The following is a 19,618-nucleotide window of genomic DNA, read 5'->3' on the forward strand; positions in this document are numbered from 1 at the left end:
AAGACAAGAACACTTCATAAATGGTTGATGCGATTTGTGGGCCTGCAGTTTATTCTGTGGGCCGTTACCGGCCTTTACATGGTTTGTCTGGACATCCATTTTATTCATGGCGAACCACTTACCCACCCTTCAAGTGTGCCTCTACAGCTTAATGACATTACTTATTCAACGTCGCATCTGCTTGAGGACTACCCGGACGCTACCGCTATTACATTGGTAACCCTGCTGCAAAAACCGGTGTACCGTTTTCGTTCAGCCAGCGGTCAGCGTACTGTGCATGTAGTGGATGCGATAACCGGCTTGCCGGTAGACTTACTCAGCCAGGCTCAGGCCCGAAAAATTGCCGAAGCCGCCTATACCGGCTCAGCGGTAATCGAAAAAGTGTCGCCTTTAATCTCCCGTGCGGCCGACGGTGCATTAAACCCTTTATGGGTAGTCAGGTTTGATGACTTCGCTTCATCCACTTTGTATATCGAACAGCAAAGCGGCCGTATTATTCGCCGGCGGCATAATTACTGGTATGTATTCGACTGGATGTGGCGGCTGCATATTATGGACTATGACGATGGCGAAAATGTCACTAACGGCTGGTTACGAACGGTATCGCTGGTCTCTGTGCTGGCAGCCCTGAGTGGCCTGACATTGCTTATATTGCGCCTGGCAAGACGCAGGAGACCCGCATTATGATGCGCCTGTTGATGGCCAACTGGCATAAATGGCTGGCACTACTGGTGTTCATGCAGCTGCTCATCTGGCTGACTACCGGTTTGTATTTTAACAGTCTGATGGATAGCGCTGACAATGTCACCACTGAGCGGCTTGTTCAGCATGAAGGCTATTTACCCGGACGCCAGCTTTACCCTGTTCAGGCAATAGCGGCACCACCGCCGGTGGCCATTTCCCTTGTCTGGGTACTGGGTTCCCCCTATTACCAGTTTGATTACAATCAGCCTCTGCATGATTACTATTTAAAACAACGCCGACTCTTCAACGCCACCACCGGAGTACCCTGGCAAATCAGTCCTGAGCAGATAGCCAAAATAGCCGCGCAGGCCTATTCTGGCCGTGCTACAGGCAGTAAGCCGGTGCTAATCAGCCCGCCCATTGACGATCTGCCGCGCCAGCAAAACCCTTTATGGCAGGTTCGCTTTGCGGATGAATACAGCACGGCAATTTATTTAGATGCATTAACCGGCCACGTTATTAAGCACACCAATGATCGACAGCGCTTTGATGACCTGATGTTTACCTTACATTTTATGGACTATTCGGGCAGCGGTTTTTTTAATCATCCGCTGATCATCGTCTTTGCCACTGCCACCTGCCTGTTATCATTAAGTGGCGGCTACCTGTTGATTTTTGGTTCGCGCCAACGGCCGGCTGCACAGTCGGCAACGCCCGTAACGCTAACTATTAACTTTGCATCCACTGCAGAGCCTGCCAGACTTGAGGTTCGACCAACCGACACCGTATTTAATGCCCTCAGCAAGCATAATATTGAGCTGCCCTCAGAATGTGGCGGGGCCGGCACCTGCGGGAAGTGCCGCGTACAATGCAGCGCTGATACTCCGGTAAATGACGTTGAACACTATCACCTCAGCGAGCAACAACTCGCCAGCGGGATCCGCCTGGGCTGTCAGCAACTAACGGGAACATGTCAACAACTCCAACTACCCTACCGTTAATCCGCAAGGGAACCGGCCACCATCCGGTGCGACAATATGCCGCATTGGCTAACCCCCTGTTTTCGCTATTATTACCTGACTTAAATCAGGCGAATAACAACCAATAACACCCGCGCCTGACACTAATACTCAGGAGCAACAATGACACACCCCTTGCCTGTTAGGTGGCGGCCTTGCCAGCTTGCCATCGCGATTGGACTGGCTTTCAGTTCACTCTCTGTACCGATTTACGCCAGCCCCCAGTCTGATGATGAGGCTATAGAACATATTACTGTGGAAGGCAGTATCGGACAGTCACTCGCCGCGCATACTGCGGTGCTAAATGAAGCTGATATTAACCGTAAAGGCGCTGCCAGTGCCGACACGGCCAGCCTGTTGCGGGGCATAGCCGGCGTGCATTTAAATGCCACCGGCGGATTATCCAGCCTGCCGGCGATACACGGTCTGGCTGATGACCGTCTGCGGGTCAAGGTTAATGGTATGGATCTTATTTCTTCCTGCCCCAATCACATGAACCCGCCGCTTTCCTACCTGGCACCAAATGATGTGGGCACATTAACGGTATATGCCGGATTATCGCCAGTCAGTGTTGGCGGCGATAGTCTCGGCGGGTCGATTATCGCCGAGTCACTGCCAGCGGAATTTCTCACCCGTGCCGGAGCGGAAGTTTCCGGCGAGGTCGGCAGCTTTTATCGCAGCAACAACAATGCTCGCGGCGCAAACCTTAAGGTCAGTTATCTCACCGACACCACTATGCTGAGCTATTCCGGGAACTGGAGCAAGGCCGACAATTATACCGCCGCTGAAACGTTTAAAACGCTGGCGGCTACCGGACGTCCGGAACATCAGCTTGCTCTGGATGAAGTGGGTTCATCGGCCTATGAAACGCAAAATCATTCTCTGCGTTTAGCCTGGCAACTTAACCAGCATAACAGCATTGATGCGAGGCTGAATTATCAGGACATGCCCCAACAGCTCTACCCCAATCAACGCATGGACTTACTCGATAATGAACAAATCAATCTCAATCTGGCCTGGCACCGCGAAACCGACTGGGGGCAGCTAACCACTCGTTTTTACCATGAAAAAGTCGACCACATGATGGACTTTGGTCCGGATAAACAGTACTGGTATGGCAGCAACGCAATGATGGGCATGCCATGCACGCCAATTCGTTTTATGGGCGATCCCCAAGGCACATGTGCTGCCGGTATGCCCATGTACAGTGAATCAGACAACAATGGCCTGACTGTAAAGGCCGATTACTATCTGGCCGCTCACGATGTACTGAGAATTGGCCTTGAGCTGCAGCAGTATGCACTGGACGACTACTGGACGCCCTCTGGCGGCGGCATGGGCCCTGGCACATTTTTAAACATTAATAATGGCCAGCGTGATCGCATTGCAATTTTTGCCGAGCGTGAGCACGCTAGCAGTGCAAACTGGCTGCTAATGTACGGCGTGCGCTATGAAAATGTAGCCATGCAAACCGGCGAGGTTGAAGGATATGCCACCGGGGCCAGTGCGCCGGGCATGCAAATGATGCAGGCCACAGCCTTTAATAATGGTTCGCGCAGTAGTAGCGACAACAATGTTGATGTCACCCTTGTGGCACGCTACCAGGCCAATGACAGGCTTAATATTGAGTTTGGTTACGCACACAAGGTGCGATCAGCCAATTTATACGAAAAGTACACCTGGTCTTCCTGGATGATGGCAGCCGGTATGAACAACCTGGTTGGCGACGGCAATGGATATGTGGGCAATGCCAGCCTGGAACCGGAACAAGCCAATACTGTTTCGGCGAGTATGAGTTGGCAGGATGAACAACATAATTCACTAACGGTTACCAGTTACTTTACTTATATCACAGACTATATTGATGCTGTAGCGGCCAATTCGATGTGGCAGCCGAATCAATTTAACGTACTGCGCTACGAAAACCAATCAGCCCGGATTTATGGTACCAACGTGAGTGGCACCTGGCATATAAGTCACGGTAAAAGTGGCCACTGGCAACTCGCTGGTAGTGTGAGTGCCACCAGCGCAGAAAATAAAGATACCGGCTCAGGTTTGTATCAGGTGATCCCGGTCCAGGGTAGCTTAACGTTATCGCACCAATTTGATGGCTGGCACAGCAGTCTGGAATGGGTACTGGCAAGCCGTAAAGAAAAAGTCTCTGACATCCGCAATGAAATAGAAACTGCAGGCTATGGGTTACTGAATCTGCAGGTGAGTCATCAATGGCAGTCATTCAGAATCGATGCCGGCGTTGAAAACCTGCTTGATAAGTTTTATTTCAACCCGACCGGCGGCGCCTACACCGGTCAGGGAATGACGATGTCGCTTAACGGAATTCCATACGGAATTGCGGTGCCTGGCATGGGGCGCGCCGTTTATGCCGGCGTTCAGTGGCAGTTTTAAAGGCTTGAAAAGAGGTGTGGCAGCTTGGCTCACTTGTTGTTGCGGACAGTGAATGCCACACCTTTTCTTTTTTTACTCTGTTGCGCCCGGTCAACCCCTCCTTCCAAAACTCCGGTATACTCACCCCAATGATTTAAACAGGTGCTGACATGTTACTGCTGTTGTTTTTGCTGATTTTCGGCCGAAGTCGGATTCCCACAGGTATTACTTTGTTGCTGGCGTTACTGGAGATTGGCCTGGTCAATCTTTCCATTGCCCTGAACGGGGCCGCAAGCAATCCTTTCAGCAGTATTTTGCTGGTACCCCTGGTGTTAAGCCTGATGCTGCTGCCCTTTAAGGCGGGCTTTGTGGTACTGGCCATCAGTATTCTGGGCCAGGGTCTGCAGCTCATAGTGCCTGCCACCGGCCACCACTCAGCAATGATGCAAAACCATGCCCAGGGAATGGTGCTTAGCTTTATATTAACCAGTTTGCTGGTTACCACAGTGATCTTCTATTTCCGCTTACAACTGGGCGCCAAAACGGCGGCCATACAGCAACTTCGGGAACGACAGCTAAGGGACGAACAATTGCTGGCTATTGGAACCGCTGCGGCCCAACTGACCCACGATGCTGCCACGCCAGTGCAGACCATGCGGTTGATTCTGGAAGAGCTCGCCGACAGCCGCGATATCGGTCTTGTCAGCGAACTGGAAAGTCAGTTTTCGCAATTAGAAATGCTGCTGAAGGACTGGCGTGATGTGGCCGACGACGTACGCGAAGCCCGCACCACTGAGTTTCCCCCCCAGGAGTTAATTCGTGCCATTCGCCATTTACTTATCCTGGCCCGTCCGGAAGCGCAGATAAACTGGCCGGTGAAAGCGCTGCTGAACGGTCGGATTCAGGCCGACCGTACCCTCGTACCAGCCCTTGCCAATATAGTCATCAACGCCTGTGACGCAGCCAAAGGCGAGGCTGTAGGTGTTAGCACAGAAACTGATCGGTCTGTTTGTCGGATAACCGTGACTAACCCAATGAGCAACGACTCCACATTGCCTAAAGAGCCCTTGGGCTCCCGCTTTGTGCGCAGTGAATCGGGCTTTGGCATCGGCGCTGTGCTGTCTAACGCCACCATCGAGAAATACGGCGGTACCGTATGTTGGGAAAGCAGTAAAAACCAGGTCACCACGGTGATAGCCCTGCCGCTGCTAGACGAAAGAGAACAGGCTGTTGACTAAACCTCTGATCATTGTTGATGATGACACCCGCCTGACAACGGTTCTGGCCCGCCGCTTTGCCGCAACTGGCAAGTATTCGGTTACAACTTATGCTCAGGCCAGTGAAGCGCTTAAGGCGCCGGCCTGTAGCTGCTACGCCATCTTACTCGACATGATGATGGGCGACGAACTCGGCCTTGAGTTTATTGCCGCGCTGAAAGCACACTATCAACCCGAACACCTGATAATCATGACCGGCTATGCCAGTATTGCTACCACGGTAACCGCCCTGAAAAGAGGCGCCACGGATTATCTCGCCAAACCGGCCAGCTTTAATGAACTTATCAGTAAACTCGAGGGACAACCTGTTGCTGAAACCGCTGAACATAAACCGCTGACAGCGGCTCAGGCAGAGTGGGAACACATTCAGCGAATGCTTGGCGAACATGACGGTAATATATCCAGAACGGCAGAAGCGTTAGGCATGCACAGACGCAGTCTGCAACGCAAACTGCAAAAACACTCGCCGACAAAAAAATAAGCCCCGGCAAAGCCGGGGCTGCAGACTGACTAAACAGCCTGTGGGGTATAAACGGTAATCCGTGTTACCAACACCCCGATAAGAGCCCCTTTTGGCAGGGGCTACAGCTCACAGAGGGAACATCTGCAATCAGTTTTTGCTCAGCAAATCACGTTGTTTGGCCAGTTGCAGGTTTTGCGAGACAATACGCTGCTTGGTTTTTCTTTCATTGGCCAGAGTTAAGTCGGCAATACAAGCCGGCGTGTTGTCGGCCAGACAATGCATAACAGCACGGTTGTTCAGTGCAAATACGTTATTGCTGCTGGCGTCAACCGCTTCGTCGCAATGTGCCTTGGCACTGTCTAAATCGCCTACTGCAACGTAAGCCACACACAGGTTATTCACCAAAGGTAAACGATTAACGCTAACACTGGTGCGTGCTAAAGTCGCTTTGGTACGCGCAATACCTTTAGAAAACTCACCTTGTTCAATTTCACGCACGCCATTAACATCACGCATACTGGTTTTTAATTGAAACGACTCAGCGGTTACCTGACTGGTTGCCATGGCACCACCAGCAAATGTACAGCATAAAGCAACGAGCAACGGCTTTTTCATACGGTTAATGAAAGACATAGTTATTTCCTCAACACAACGAACAGTTAATTTGTTAGCCTTATCCACTGTCGACGCGCAGAAACTGCTTGTTAACCGAAAGGCCACTACTTGTTTAAATTTCGGTTGAGTATGTAACACGACTCACCAAGTCGCCTGATGAACTTCAAATTAAAACCTAAAGAATAACTAATAGAATATTTAATTCTTTATTTATAGTGAGTTACAATAAAACCTAATGAAACTCCGGAGACCTAAGGTTGTCATTTAATCCCCCTCCAGGCAAAGGCTGCTTTACCATTAACGCCATCGTGGTGGATATTGGCGATCATACCATTCGACAAGGCAAGGAAATTCGGCGAATCGAACCGAAAGCCATGCATGTGCTTTACATTCTTGCCTGTCATCCCAACGACACCGTAGAACGGGGTGAGCTGTTACGCGACGTCTGGAATGGCCGGGTTGTGGTGGAAGAAGCATTAACCCGGATTATTTCACAATTACGCCAGGCACTCGGCGACAGTAAACAAAGGCGGCTGATACAAACAGTGCCGAAAAAAGGCTATCGGTTACGAGGCGAAGTCAACTGGCCAGAAGGTCCTGCCGCCTCTACACCAACACCGAACGAAGCTGAAACGCAAGCCGACGACACTTCCCCACAACCGCTGCCTGAGGCACCTGTTGATACCGCGCAAACATTAGCGCCCACAGAGCAGACTCCAGCAGATAAGGGGTTTTCCCCGGCTCCCAGAATCAGCAAGAAAGCCCTTTTGGCAGCTGCCCTACTATTTTTGGTAATCGCAGTTGTCGTAGTTACCCTGAATAAAACGGTAACCGATGATGCGGCGCTGGCAGACCAACAGCGTATCTCGGTAGCGGTGCTGCCACTCAGACAGCTCAGTAATGATGATGACACGCTCTATTTTGCCGACGGTATTACCGAGGAGCTCACTGACTCACTCACGCAAAATCCCAATCTTGACGTGCCGTCACGCTACTCCACTCTGGCTGTCGCCAGCGCTGATAACAACAGCTTGTCAGATGTGGCCGGCTCGCTGGGCGTGCGCTACCTGGTAGAAGGCAGCGTCAGACGCATTGACGATGAGTTTAAAATTGCCGTGCGTCTGATAGATGCCGGGACCGATCGGGTAGTCTGGTCTGAAAGCTATACCAATACTGCTTCCAGTTTATTTGCCATTCAACAGAATATTGCCCGTCGCCTGAACGAAGCTCTGCTCCCTCAGGCCAATGAATCTGTGGTTGCCCAGACCTCATCGCCAGATAACATCGAAGCATACCAATATTACCTGCGCGGTAATTACTGGCTTATGAATGGCAAAACCAGCGAGTGGATTTACAAGTCGGAAGCCGCCTTGCAACAGGCTGTGGAACTGGCGCCCGATTTTGCCGCCGCTCATGGCAAACTGGCTTATCTGTATGCCCGGCATGATTTCCATGATGCGTTTATGCCCCGTGAAGAAGCCTTACAAAAGGCCGAAGCGGCAATTACAACGGCATTACGTAATAACCCCAACGAAACTAACGCATTGCTGGCAAGCGTGATCATAGCAACCTCTGCCGGTCATTTCAGTGAGGCAGAAGCAATTCTGGAGGGGATCCTCAGTCGCCAGCCACAACACGCTACTGCGCTGTATATTTATTCGGAGCTGGAACTGGCTCGCAATCGCTTTGATAAAGCCCTGTCACGGGCTCAACAGGCCTATGACCTCGACCCGCTGTCACCGTGGATTAACGTGAACCTGGCGATTGTTCATTTCTGGCGCAGCAACTACCAGGCCGCACTGGAAGCAGCGCAAAACGCCATCAGCATCGACAGCAATTACACCTGGGCGTATGTGTGGCAGGCAAAAATTTTACACCGTCAGGGGCAATTAGGCGCGGCGATAGGCAGCATGCTGCAATCAGCTGAAATCGATGCAGCCTCGGCAGTGAATTCTGCTTATACCGGCCTGTTATATCTCGAACTGGGAGATGAACCGCAGGCTGAACAGTGGTTTAGGCACACCGCAAGCTTATTGGGTGACACCCCACAGGCAAGATTCTGGCAGGACTTCATTCGATTTACAGAGCCCGGCCAGGGATCAGATGTTGCCCGGCAGCTTATGCTGGAGCAGCCTTTACTCGACAATCGCATATTCAGCCTGTTGCCGCTGCTTTATCAAAACTATATCCAGGCGGGCGATAACGACGCCGCAATCCGTTTTCTGCAAAGCCAGCTTGCCAACACGGCGCCTGAAGTGAATGTGTATAATTATCGGTACTTTGCTGCATTGCAGGCATTAACTGTATTGCCCGGCGACACCCAGCAAGGGTTACACAAACTGGCCGCCATGATTGGCGATAATGCCACGCCCTTGCAGATTTACCCGTTAATGAATAAACAGTCTGTGGCGCCCTACCTGACCGATAAACAAGGGGGCTGGCTCGACTACTACTGGCTGCTCCCCGCAGGCCAAACCGATAGCGAAATGCGCCACAAACTAGAGCAACAGCGCGAGGAAGCCGCCTTACAGCGTGCCGGGCTAACGCCCTAAAAGCCGGGCGGCGGCTTACGATGACCGGTTGCCTGTTCGTAACCGTACGACATCCTTATGAGGGTAGGTTCGGCAAATAGCCGTCCCACGAAGCTGAGCCCCGCAGGTAAGCGCTGGTTCCGGGTGAACCCCATGGGCACTGTGATTGTTGGCAAGCCGGTATGCGGTGCTATATGCTGACTATTATCCCCTTTATGCCCATCGGGATCGGCAATTTCACGGGGCGGAAAACTCCAGGTGGGGTAAATAAGGGCGTCCACACCTGCTTCATCCATGGCTTTTACTACTTGCTCACGAAAATGAATATTGCGGGGGTTGGTATACAAATCGCCGCAATCCTGGTCCTGATTCTCAGGCGTTAGCATATATTCCAGCGACTCCTGTATAGGCACCGAATACAACTGCGCGGCATAGATAGCCTCAAGCGAATCATAAGGTGAGCGCCCGGCAACCGAAGTCAGGTAGTTGTTAACGTCACTGACAAACGTGTTACACCAGTTGTCTTTAATCAGGCTGGCGTAATCGTCAATAGTCACCGTGATCACCTGCGCGCCCTGAGCAACTAAATCAGACAGCGCCTGTTTAAACAGGGCATTAACTTCGTCATCAATGGGCGCCGTCTCGGTGTAATAACGCAATACGCCGATGGTCGCCCCTTGCAAGCCATCTGGCTGCAGTGAAGTCCGGTAGGATTCAGGGCGTTGCCCCTGGCTTCTGGCGGTAATCGGATCGGCTTCATCGTAGCCGGCAATCACATCCAGTACTCGTACGGCATCTTCCACTGTGCGCGCCATCGGGCCGCCAATGTCATTGCGTAAATAGAGAGGAATAATCCCGTCACGACTGGTTAAGCCCATGGTACTGCGGATCCCCACTAACCCATTATGTGAAGACGGCCCGCGAATCGAGTTACCCGTGTCGGTGCCCAAACCGACCATACCAAAATTTGCCGCCACGGCAGCGCCTGTGCCACCGCTGGAGCCGGCTGGCGTGCGTTGTAAATCATATGGGTTTCGGGTCAGGCCACCAACGGAGCTCATGGTCCAACTCGGGCTGAAAGCCCATTCAGCCATATTCGATTTTGCCAGCACAATTGCGCCGGCTTCTTTTAAGCGCGCCACCTGATAGGCATCATCCGGTGGGGTAACGCCTTTCAGTGCCACTGAGCCGCCACTGGTTTGCAGCCCCTCGGTATCGTAATTATCTTTAACGATAATAGGTATGCCGTGGAGTGCACGCAGTCTGCCGGTACGGGCAAACTCCGCATCCAGTGCTCTGGCCTGTGTCAGCGCCTCTGGGTTAACCGTGATAATGGCATTTAAAAAGGCGCTTTGATCCAGTCTGGCTATGCGCTCAAGGTACTGTCTGGTGAGTGTTTCAGCATTCAGTTCCCCGGCCGTCATTGCCGCATGAATATCGGCAATGGTGGCTTCCTTGAGGGTAAATTCGCCAGCCCGGCTTTGTGGCGTTGGCGCCGGATTAACCGTTGTGTTCTGGCAACCGGCAACACACCAGCAAACGATGAGGATTAACGCACCCTTCATGACTTCTCCTTTACCCTTACTGTTTAATAGACCGAACGTTTACCGGTTTGTGGCACGGGCGTTACCAAATCCGGTTTAAACGACTCGGCCAGTGCGGCCGAGGCATTCAGTAATAAACCGGTGTCGGTACCCACCCCAACAAACATGGCACCAAGCTCGATATAGCGCGATGCCAGTTGTTTATCGCCAATCAGTATGCCCGGTGCTTTGCCGGCCCGGACAATCTTCGCAATACAGGCCTCAATCACTTCCTGTACCTCATCATGCCCCGGATCGCCGAGGTGCCCCATGGAAGCACTTAAATCCGCCGGGCCGATAAAAATACCGTCTACGCCATCGACTTTCAGAATGGCATCAAGATTATCGACCCCGGTTACGGTTTCAATCTGAATCAGTACACAGACCTGGTCGTTGGCTGTCTCCAGGTAATCTTTAGTGCGGTTAAACTGCGAGGCGCGTGCCAACGGGCTGCCAACGCCTCTGATCCCTTCCGGCGGATACCGGGTGGCAGCAACCACCTCTGCCGCCTGTTCAGCGGTATCGACCATGGGTGCCAGAATGGTTTGCACCCCCAAATCGAGAATTTGTTTTATGCGCACTGCATCGGGCCAGGGCGGACGCACTATAGGTACCGCCGGATAAGGCGCAATGGCTTGCAATTGCTCAAGGATGGTACGCAGATCATTGGGCGAATGCTCCGCATCAATTAGCAGCCAGTCAAAGCCTGCACCAGCAAGCAGTTCTGCAGTGTAACTATTGGCCAGTCCCAGCCACAAACCTATTTGTGCTGTGTCTCCGGCGATTGCCTGTTTGAATGTATTTTTCGGGGCAGGCATAGGGTACTCCTGATTGTCAGATCCAGTCTTACGCTGGTTCAATTACAAATAAAGATGATTTGCACGAGGTTCAGGACTTTATCTGTTGTGACAGTATACGGAATTTCAGCATAAAGTTGAGCCTGTTAACAGGCAAACTTTGTGATTTATCGCAACCGCCGTGGGGATTTAGTCACCCGGCAAGGGATTAGCTTTAAACCAGGCGACAGGATCAAGCAGCGCTTCATCGCTCAATTGACTATCAGGCATCACCGGTTGCTTTAATCTGTTCCCCGATGGCCTGACAATATAGCGGCCAGGCGCCAGCATCAGTAACCGGGTATGGGGTAAATAAAAGGGCGTCAGGTTGCCGGTTTGATTCGCAAAGCCGCCAGTAGGCTCACCAATAAGTTTGCCCAGTTGATTATCCTGAATGGTGGTGGCAAATAAAATAGACGCCGAATAACTCATGCGATCGATTAACACCCACACGTCACCTTTGAATTGCCTTGTGGGCTCAACCGGTTCAATCATGCCATCGGCCTCAACACTGAGTTCAATAACCTCACCTGGCTCCCCCCGGCAACCAAACCAGCCGTTTGTGTCGCGATTGAGTTTTTCTATAGCAACCGAAGCCTGTGGTACCGGTTTGTCGGTGAGGTACTGAATAATCTGAGCACCGGCATCTGACTGCCCCCCGGTATTGCCACGAATATCGATGATCAGCGTTTGAGCCTGCTGTTGGTGTATCTGTGCAAACGCCTTTTCAATAAAGCTATCGTAGGCGTCTTGTTCAGTATCAACATCAAATGAGTCAACCCTCAGATAAGCCACCTGCGGCGCGATAAATTCGAGCGCGTTATCGCCCTGCCCTTTACCGGCCCGTTGCCACTCATCGCCGTTCACTATCGACAGGTCTGTGACCACACCGTTATGCGCCAACGTCAGTTGCATATCGCCTTGCACATCAAAAACGGCAAATAACCAGTAATGAAAAAGCAGTGACAGCATACTTTCGCGTAAAGCCGGCGACTCTCCGTGACTGAGCGGCGTTAAGCGAGCAATGATGTCAGTTGCGGAATGTCCGTTTATAGCCAGGATGTCGCTGCCTGCAGCCAGTAATGTGTCATCGCTCTGACGCTGGTAGGAACGGGCCAGGCGGATTTTACCTTCCCGCACGGTAACCCCAAACGGAAAAGTCTGGATGCCGGCCTCCTCAGCAAAGCTGAATTCAGCCAGCAGTGGAAACAATATGGAATGACCATCGTTAAAAAACGGGGTCAGCTGAGCAAGCTCATAAAAGGCCTGTTGGCGGTTCATGCCATTTTTCAGCACTGCTCTGATACGCTCCACCTGACCGGTGAACTTATCCTCGTCCACGTACTGTTCAAATGCCGGGTGACGGTCGGTCATTGTGGCTACCAGATAATCCAGATCTGCCTGTAACTGTTGTTCAGTGAAAGTTTGCTCAACAAAGCGTTTATCCACATCCGGGTGGATCCAGTCTTTCATGCCGCCACACCCCACCAAACTGCAAAGGGCTACCAGTAAAATACCTGTTCTCATTGCTAAAATGTCCCATTATTGAGTAATGCGATAAACCGTAACAAAGCAAACTTCAAGAAAAGGTCAAGATTGCAAAAACACTTGGGTAATCTCTTGTTTTACCCTGGTCTCTGTGCGATTTTTCAGGTTATTCGTAATTGCTACTGGTGTGGGCATGAAACAGTTTTTGCACATATTGCTAATAGAAGACGACCCGGTACTGGCCACCCAACTTGAAGGGTTCCTGAGCGACGCCGGACACATTGTTGATTTGGCCCCCACCGGTAAGGACGGCCTCCGGCTGGTCGCCAACCATTGCTATGATGTGGTGATACTGGATTTATCCCTGCCTGACACAGACGGCATGGAGCTATGTCAGCATATCAAGCAGAACGGCGAGTCCATCCTACCGGTACTGATGCTCACCGCCCGCACTGCCCTGAGCGACAAACTCGCCGGGTTTGCCGCCGGTACCGATGATTATGTGACTAAACCTTATCAGCCTGATGAGGTACTGGTAAGGTGCTTATCACTGGCCAGACGCCGCGATCTGCATCAGGCCAAAGCGCTGGTGATTGGCGAAATGGCGATTGATTTAGTCACCAATACCGTCAGTCGCCAGCAACAGGTATTACACCTGTCGGCGACCGATAAAGCGATCCTGATTGCACTGGCCAAAGCCCATCCTATGCCCCTTGGTCGACTGGCACTTATCGAACGGGTGTGGGGCAACGATATTCACAACAGCGATGTGTTGAAATCACACATCTATACAATCCGCCAGCAACTCGACAAGCCCTTTGAATTTCCCATGTTGAAAACCATTCACGGAGTAGGATTTGGCCTGCAGGAGTCAGCATGAAACAGATTGGCCAGCAAATAAAACGGCTGTTTTTGCTCTATACCCTTATTCTGTTGAGTTTTTTTGCCGGATTCACGCAGCTGTATGGCTATCTGATAGAAGATAACGTCATCAATCAACAGATAAGAAACGAGGCCAGATACCTCCAGGACCATTATCACCAGACAGGTACTCTTCTTTCCCCGCGCTATCCGTGGATGAAAATTATTCATCGCTGGCAACAACTGCCGCAAACGGTGCAGGAGCAACATCGTCAGGAGCCTGAACGAATCGAATTTAACACTGAGGCTGGCAACATTCATATCGTCGGGCTAAGCGTTGCCCCACAACAGGCACTGCTTTACGCAGAGGTAGACGCCTTTACCGCGACCAATAAAGTATGGCCATTAAATGTGGCAGGCGTGGCTTTGCTTGGCACCGCGATTTTCGCCCTGTGCTCAGTGGTTCTGATGCGCAGCATTGGCAAAATTATTGCGCCCCTGAACCGTTTGCGGCATCGGGTAGAGAGCGATTCGCCACAATTGCTATTTCCCAGCGGCTTTACCGCCAGTCTGCCCGATAACGAGGTGGGCTTTTTAGCCCGGGCCATAGAAAAACAATGGCACAAACTCACCAGCCTCCTTGAACGGGAAAGCCAGTTCACGCGGGATATCAGCCACGAGTTAAGAACACCGGTGAGTATATTGCAAAATACGCTCAATCAAGCCGGCCCCATGTCGCCGAGTGACCAAAAGCAGGCTCGCAACCAGTTAGATAAACTCACCAAAACACTCGATGTACTGACCGCCCTGGCCCGCGACGAAAGTCAGCTCAGGCGCCCGCTAAACGTTCTGAGCCTGTTAGAAAACGTTACCATGACCCTGTCGCTGAGCGGCTTACGCCCGGACTTCGAGCTAGTTGTTAATGTGCCTGAAGATTATCAGGTGGTAGCCAATGAAACCCTGCTGTATCTGCTGTTTCGCAACCTTATTGAAAATGCTCATTACCATGGCAGTGAGAATACTCTGCGGATCGCAATCCGGAAGCAGTCTCTGCAGTTTAGTAATCAGAATAACCCGTCAACCGGGGGCCAACAGGAAACCAGTGTTAGCCCGTTAGGGATTGGCCAGGGCCTGTTTCTGGCCCGTCGCATTGTGGATTTTCATCACGGAACCCTTACCGCGCAAACGTTGGTTGAGCACAACAATAAGTACTTTACCGTAGGCATTACTCTGCCCCTTCCCGCCCCTCATGCGCCGGTATCATGTTAAAATACGCGCCCGCTCCCTCTCGCTGTATACGCTTAAATTAACGACAGGCCTCCTTTAAAAACCGAAGTAAGCCGGTAAGATGAGAAGACTGGTTTTTTCGGCCTGCCAGCGTCAGGCTGACAGGCAACAACAGGTAAGGATAGGTTGTATGGATTTAGGACTAAAAGGTAAGCATGCGATTGTGTGCGCTTCAAGCCGCGGTTTGGGCCGGGCCTGCGCTCAGGCACTGGCAGAAGCCGGCGTTAATCTGGTAATCAATGGTTTAAATGCAGAGCGACTGGCTACTGTAGCGGCTGAAATCAGTGACGCAACCGGCGTCACAGTCACGCCGGTTGCCTGTGACGTCAGTACACCGGAAGGACAGGCCAAACTGCTGGCGGCCTGCCCGGCACCAGATATTCTGGTCAATAATAATGGCGGACCACCACTGAAAGATTTTCGCCAACTGGACAACGATGCCATGGTAGATGGCATTAACATGAATATGCTCACTCCTATTAACCTGGTTCAACAGGTACTGGACGGCATGGTGGAGCGTGGTTTCGGCCGTATTATTAACATTACGTCGATGACGGTCAAAATGCCGGTAGCCGGACTGGATCTCTCCAGCGGTGCCCGCGCCGGATTAACCGCGTTTCTGGCTGGCATCGCCCGCACAGTGGCCCACAAAAATGTAACCATTAATAATATCTTACCGGGTTATTTTGCCACCGACCGACTCGACGGCGTATTAAATGCAGGAATGGCCCGTACCGGTAATGATAAAGACACCGTGGCTAAGGAGCTGGCGGCGAAAGTACCGGCCAATCGCTTTGGCGATCCCAGCGAATTTGGCAACACCTGTGCTTTTCTGGCCAGTCAGTACGGAGGGTATATCACCGGGCAAAACATCTTGCTTGATGGCGGCTTAAACCCCAGCGCGTTTTAACCGCTCACAAAAAAGGGCACGCTTAGTGCCCTCTTACTGTTCATCGCGACCTTTCGAGCCACTCCGTTTGCTCAGTATGCGCTTCAACCTCTTCCCGCTGTAGCCAGAGCGTGCGATATTCATCGTTAGCCAGTAATTCAAGCTGATCAGAATAATGGGTCGATTCGACCTGGCGGGAATTACCATAAGCCATAATACCCTTCGCCTTTATCGGCGTTGAGAACTCCACCATGGAAACCCAGGTTTCACCGTGGCGCGGTTCACGAATCCCATCGCCATCCGGATCCCACCAGGTGATCACATTAAATGCGCCAAGATTCCCGTAGCCTCCATGACCGGGCACATCCATATCGCGAATGATAAACCGTGAGACATCGCCAAACCGCGGGTCCATCCGGCCATAGGTTGCAATGGTAATTTCGGCGGCCTTTTTAAGCATGGCGACGGCAGCTTGAGGATCCTTTAAGCCGTATGGTGTTGAAAGCGGTGACTCTGCCTGCCACGGCACTGCATAGTTAGATTGATCCGAAAATCCAGAGCGCTTGCCAGCAAACAATTCTGCCCAGTTCTCAAATAAAATCCCGGCACGGTTATCCACACCAAACTGCCTGTCCCAGGCTTTAAGCACTTGCGCTGCCTGTTGCACCATTTCGTCGTTACTTTCAGCGGCCGCGGCTAGAAGGTCGTCCAGCACGCGTTCGGTCATCAGTGCATAAGTAGAGATTTTTATTTTCTCAAACTGCTCGAAACTTAACTTACCGCTTTCAGCCATCATTTTAACCGCGTTTTGCGCCCGGAAAGACATTGGCCCTTCTACTGCTACGTAAGGTGGAAAATCATTGTAACCATAAACGGCAGGATACGTGGCCAGCCACGGCGGATCGTTAGCATTTTGTACAAAGCCACTTTCGGGGTTAATGACTTTAGGCAGATCCGCGTAATCATGGACTTCGTTCCACACATACTCAGAACTATCACCAGGCACCAACCCAGTCCAGAAAGCCAGGTCGCCCTGTTCGTGTTTGGGCAGAATGCCATTGTAAAGATACTGAATATTGCCTTCTTTATCGGCGTAGGTAATGTTAAACGTTGGCACCTGTAGTCTTTCCATTACCGTAGTAAATTCAGCGAAGCTTGTTGCCTGCAACATATCAAAATACTGTTGCAGCATACCCGGTCGGTCCAGCCCTGCAACGCGCAATGCTACTGTTTCACCATCTTGCCTTTCAAACACCGCCCCGTGAACTGACTTTCTCACAGCCAGTGTTTTTTCTTTAAGCGTGCCGTTTTTCTGTAATACCTGGTACGTCTTTTCGGTAGTCTCAAATGGCAACACCTCGCCATCGAAGAGGTAGCCATCTTCTTTAAGGGTAAGATGGTAAGTGGTGGCACCTGGGATACGGTTTACGGTGTTGGAAATACCCATGCGCTGGTTAAAGGCAAACCGAATTACCGGCAGGCCCACCTGAGTGGCACCGTACATTTCAAAACCAGGACCGCTCAAATGGGCTTCATAATAGGTAAAGAAGCCGGTTGCCCAGGGAAGATGCGGATTTTGCAGCAATAACGTGTTACCGCTGGCAGACTTAGCAGGCGCCACGGCATAAGTATTTGAGCCAGCCTTAAGCGACGGTGCACGCTCGCCAATCACCCGGGAAGGCGAGGCAACATAAATAAAGTTCATCAGCCGGTGGGCATGGGTCACCACATCAACACCAGATACCGGTAATACTTTTAATACTTGCGGATCCAGGGTTTCAGGGTACTTCTTCGCGTAATCGTTAATACCGGCCGCAAAAGCATCGAGGTTTTTCTTAAACGCCTCCGTTTGCTGCTGGTACCACTGTTGCCCTCTTTCAGGGACGTCATTACCGAGTAGCCACAAATCGGTTTGTTCATACTCTTCACCCCAGTATTCGGCGCCTCTTGCCCGGGCCTGGCCGTAAAGCCTCAGGACAATGTCACCCTGACTCTTTGCCTGGGCCCAGCCAAAACCGTAAAACAAATCATCAGCAGTCCCGCTATAAATATGCGGCACACCAAAAGTGTCCCAACGAATTTCGATATCCTTAGATGTACCGGTATCAGGGGGAGATTTAGGAGCGTTATCACAGGCGGTAATAACAAGCGTCAGGATAGCAAGCACAGCAATACGCCAGTCCCTGCAGCGCTGAGTAACGGCTAACATGTTCATAAGAATTCCAACTTCTTCGCCGGTTAAGGCGCTCTCTGTCCGGGGCAAACGGCCAAAGGTATAGGGTAATGCGTCCTGAAGCTTTTTTAGCATGCCGTGTCCGGCGTATCGGTGCAACCAGAGAGAGATTTTAATTGGACAAAACAGCAGGTTATTACGATAAAAGGAGGCCTTATGACCTCCTTTAAACGTGCATATTAGTTCGTTGCGGGGATTAAATTACGATTTCGCATCTGCACATAACTGAGCGCCCACATTACGAAGCCGCCCACAAACAACATTGCCGAGGCGTAGCCAGTTTCATTAAAGGTAGCGCCTGACGCCAACAGCGCGCCGCCTACCCATGGGCCGATGGCATTAGCGGTATTAAAGGCACACTGCACCAGCGCGCCTATCATGGCATGACCGGTGGGCGACACATCCAGCAGCATAGACTGTATCACCGCAGCCAGACCAACACTGGCACCAAGCAGGAATACCGTGACATACAACCACCAGATATTGCCCGCAGCAAATACGTACATGATAGCAATGGCAACGCTGCATAACAGGGCGATACCCGTTGTGGCCAACGGCGAATGATCGGCCAGTTTACTGATCACCAGATTACCAATGGTAGTGCCGATACCAAACATCATCATGGCAATAGAAATGGTCACTTCCGGCGTTTCGGTAACATTAATGATGGTATCTGCCAGATAGGTATAAATACAGAATACGCCGCCAAAGCCCACAAAAATGATGCCGGAAATCGACCATACCAACTTGTTTTTCAATACCCCGAACTCTTCCCTCAACCGGGTTGGATTGGTTACCGGACTGCTGGGCACCAGACGGTAAATCAAAAACATAGTAATGAATGCCAGCACCGCAACAATAGCCATACACACCCGCCAGCTCATATTCTGGCCAACTAGGGTCGCCATGGGAACCCCCACAATAGTGGCAATAGTCAGACCGGCAAACACTTTCGACATGTATGTCGCCCGCTTACCTTTAGGTGCCATGCCCGATGCCACCAACAAAGCGGTACCAAAATACGCACCATGGGGTAATCCGGATAATACCCGGTAGACCACCAGCTCCGTTAACGAAGACGCAATTGCACTTAAGCCATTACCCAACAAAATCATCGCCGTAAACACAATCAACGCAGTGCGGCGATTGGTTTTATTGGTAAGCAGCATAAACAGAGGCGCACCAATGACCACGCCAATGGCATAGGCACTGATAACGTTACCTGCCAGCGAGGGTGTTACGCTGAATGATTCAGCGATTAAGGGCAGCATGGACATCGCCGAAAACTCGGTTAGTCCCAGAACAAACGTTCCCAGCGCCATAGCCAGAATAGGCCAGACCGCTGCGCCCTGATTATATTGTGGTGCAGACATAAACAACCTTAAACACATGACCGAAGTCACTTAAATAAAATGAGACAGCGTCCGTTTAAACTGGTGTTGCAAACGTGACAGCATAAACGAATTA

The 19,618-nt window shown here is 51.4% G+C and carries 15 protein-coding genes; 9 read left to right on the forward strand and 6 right to left on the reverse strand.

The features are described 5' to 3' along the window. Positions 1-27: 27 nt before the first annotated feature. From AC27IB_RS12780 to AC27IB_RS12800, 5 genes are all read left to right on the forward strand, one after another. The gene (locus tag AC27IB_RS12780) at positions 28-687 is read left to right on the forward strand and encodes a PepSY domain-containing protein (protein ID WP_296047092.1); all 660 of its coding nucleotides are present in this window, start codon (positions 28-30) and stop codon (positions 685-687) included. Next, a complete protein-coding gene (locus AC27IB_RS12785) occupies positions 684-1,685 on the forward strand; it encodes a PepSY domain-containing protein (RefSeq protein WP_487121310.1) in 1,002 nt (333 codons plus the stop codon). The genes AC27IB_RS12780 and AC27IB_RS12785 overlap by 4 nt, the downstream gene beginning before the upstream one ends. 141 nt (positions 1,686-1,826) lie before the next feature. Continuing rightward, positions 1,827-4,109: a TonB-dependent receptor plug domain-containing protein gene (locus tag AC27IB_RS12790; RefSeq protein ID WP_296047087.1), complete on the forward strand. Its 2,283-nt coding sequence runs from the start codon at positions 1,827-1,829 to the stop codon at positions 4,107-4,109. Between the two features lie 149 nt (positions 4,110-4,258). Beyond that, the gene (locus AC27IB_RS12795) at positions 4,259-5,326 is read left to right on the forward strand and encodes a sensor histidine kinase (RefSeq protein ID WP_296047084.1); all 1,068 of its coding nucleotides are present in this window, start codon (positions 4,259-4,261) and stop codon (positions 5,324-5,326) included. Continuing rightward, positions 5,319-5,846: a response regulator transcription factor gene (locus AC27IB_RS12800; protein ID WP_296047081.1), complete on the forward strand. Its 528-nt coding sequence runs from the start codon at positions 5,319-5,321 to the stop codon at positions 5,844-5,846. Before AC27IB_RS12795 ends, AC27IB_RS12800 begins: the two co-directional genes overlap by 8 nt. Before the next feature lie 129 nt (positions 5,847-5,975). On the opposite strand, the gene AC27IB_RS12805 is transcribed toward AC27IB_RS12800, so the two are convergent. Further along, a complete protein-coding gene (locus AC27IB_RS12805; protein ID WP_296047079.1) occupies positions 5,976-6,461 on the reverse strand; it encodes a tetratricopeptide repeat protein in 486 nt (161 codons plus the stop codon). Between the two features lie 239 nt (positions 6,462-6,700). Between AC27IB_RS12805 and AC27IB_RS12810 the strand changes: the two genes are divergently transcribed. Further along, positions 6,701-8,995, forward strand: coding sequence for a winged helix-turn-helix domain-containing protein (locus AC27IB_RS12810; protein WP_487121313.1), 2,295 nt, complete (start codon positions 6,701-6,703; stop codon positions 8,993-8,995). Here the strand turns inward: AC27IB_RS12810 and AC27IB_RS12815 are convergent. From AC27IB_RS12815 to AC27IB_RS12825, 3 genes are all read right to left on the reverse strand, one after another. Continuing rightward, positions 8,992-10,539 (reverse strand): amidase family protein, encoded by a 1,548-nt coding sequence (locus AC27IB_RS12815; protein WP_296047075.1) that lies wholly within the window; start codon positions 10,537-10,539, stop codon positions 8,992-8,994. The genes AC27IB_RS12810 and AC27IB_RS12815 overlap by 4 nt on opposite strands. 23 nt (positions 10,540-10,562) lie before the next feature. Continuing rightward, positions 10,563-11,375, reverse strand: coding sequence for a 4-hydroxy-2-oxoheptanedioate aldolase (gene hpaI, locus AC27IB_RS12820; protein ID WP_296047072.1), 813 nt, complete (start codon positions 11,373-11,375; stop codon positions 10,563-10,565). Positions 11,376-11,543: 168 nt separating this feature from the next. After that, on the reverse strand, positions 11,544-12,920 hold the full coding sequence (locus tag AC27IB_RS12825) for a S41 family peptidase (protein ID WP_296047070.1): 1,377 nt from the start codon (positions 12,918-12,920) through the stop codon (positions 11,544-11,546). Positions 12,921-13,074: 154 nt separating this feature from the next. Here AC27IB_RS12825 and AC27IB_RS12830 point away from each other — a divergent pair, with 154 nt between their 5' ends. The 3 genes from AC27IB_RS12830 (at position 13,075) to AC27IB_RS12840 (ending at position 15,939) form a co-directional block, all read left to right on the forward strand. After that, entirely contained in the window at positions 13,075-13,761 is a 687-nt protein-coding gene (locus AC27IB_RS12830; RefSeq protein ID WP_296047068.1) for a response regulator transcription factor, read from the forward strand. Next, entirely contained in the window at positions 13,758-15,011 is a 1,254-nt protein-coding gene (locus AC27IB_RS12835; RefSeq protein WP_296047066.1) for a sensor histidine kinase, read from the forward strand. Before AC27IB_RS12830 ends, AC27IB_RS12835 begins: the two co-directional genes overlap by 4 nt. A gap of 79 nt (positions 15,012-15,090) precedes the next feature. Beyond that, the gene (locus AC27IB_RS12840) at positions 15,091-15,939 is read left to right on the forward strand and encodes an SDR family oxidoreductase (protein ID WP_296047064.1); all 849 of its coding nucleotides are present in this window, start codon (positions 15,091-15,093) and stop codon (positions 15,937-15,939) included. Positions 15,940-15,979: 40 nt separating this feature from the next. Here the strand turns inward: AC27IB_RS12840 and AC27IB_RS12845 are convergent, their stop codons facing one another. Both AC27IB_RS12845 and AC27IB_RS12850 read right to left on the reverse strand, forming a co-directional pair. Further along, positions 15,980-18,226, reverse strand: a complete 2,247-nt coding sequence (locus AC27IB_RS12845) for an acylase (RefSeq protein WP_296047063.1) — start codon at positions 18,224-18,226, stop codon at positions 15,980-15,982. A gap of 104 nt (positions 18,227-18,330) precedes the next feature. Beyond that, on the reverse strand, positions 18,331-19,524 hold the full coding sequence (locus tag AC27IB_RS12850; RefSeq protein WP_296047061.1) for an MFS transporter: 1,194 nt from the start codon (positions 19,522-19,524) through the stop codon (positions 18,331-18,333). Positions 19,525-19,618: the final 94 nt, after the last annotated feature.

This window comes from Alteromonas sp. 4NH20-0104, assembly GCF_057547795.1.

What these genes read in the sequence shown, in the direction of transcription:
- AC27IB_RS12780 (WP_296047092.1), top strand. Translation starts at nt 28, where the DNA reads ATGCGATTTGTGGGCCTGCAGTTTATTCTGTGGGCCGTTACCGGCCTT.
- AC27IB_RS12785 (WP_487121310.1), top strand. Translation starts at nt 684, where the DNA reads ATGATGCGCCTGTTGATGGCCAACTGGCATAAATGGCTGGCACTACTG.
- AC27IB_RS12790 (WP_296047087.1), top strand. Translation starts at nt 1,827, where the DNA reads ATGACACACCCCTTGCCTGTTAGGTGGCGGCCTTGCCAGCTTGCCATC.
- AC27IB_RS12795 (WP_296047084.1), top strand. Translation starts at nt 4,259, where the DNA reads ATGTTACTGCTGTTGTTTTTGCTGATTTTCGGCCGAAGTCGGATTCCC.
- AC27IB_RS12805 (WP_296047079.1), bottom strand. Translation starts at nt 6,461, where the DNA reads ATGTCTTTCATTAACCGTATGAAAAAGCCGTTGCTCGTTGCTTTATGC.
- AC27IB_RS12815 (WP_296047075.1), bottom strand. Translation starts at nt 10,539, where the DNA reads ATGAAGGGTGCGTTAATCCTCATCGTTTGCTGGTGTGTTGCCGGTTGC.
- hpaI (WP_296047072.1), bottom strand. Translation starts at nt 11,375, where the DNA reads ATGCCTGCCCCGAAAAATACATTCAAACAGGCAATCGCCGGAGACACA.
- AC27IB_RS12825 (WP_296047070.1), bottom strand. Translation starts at nt 12,920, where the DNA reads ATGAGAACAGGTATTTTACTGGTAGCCCTTTGCAGTTTGGTGGGGTGT.
- AC27IB_RS12830 (WP_296047068.1), top strand. Translation starts at nt 13,075, where the DNA reads ATGAAACAGTTTTTGCACATATTGCTAATAGAAGACGACCCGGTACTG.
- AC27IB_RS12835 (WP_296047066.1), top strand. Translation starts at nt 13,758, where the DNA reads ATGAAACAGATTGGCCAGCAAATAAAACGGCTGTTTTTGCTCTATACC.
- AC27IB_RS12840 (WP_296047064.1), top strand. Translation starts at nt 15,091, where the DNA reads ATGAGAAGACTGGTTTTTTCGGCCTGCCAGCGTCAGGCTGACAGGCAA.
- AC27IB_RS12845 (WP_296047063.1), bottom strand. Translation starts at nt 18,226, where the DNA reads ATGCTAAAAAAGCTTCAGGACGCATTACCCTATACCTTTGGCCGTTTG.
- AC27IB_RS12850 (WP_296047061.1), bottom strand. Translation starts at nt 19,524, where the DNA reads ATGTCTGCACCACAATATAATCAGGGCGCAGCGGTCTGGCCTATTCTG.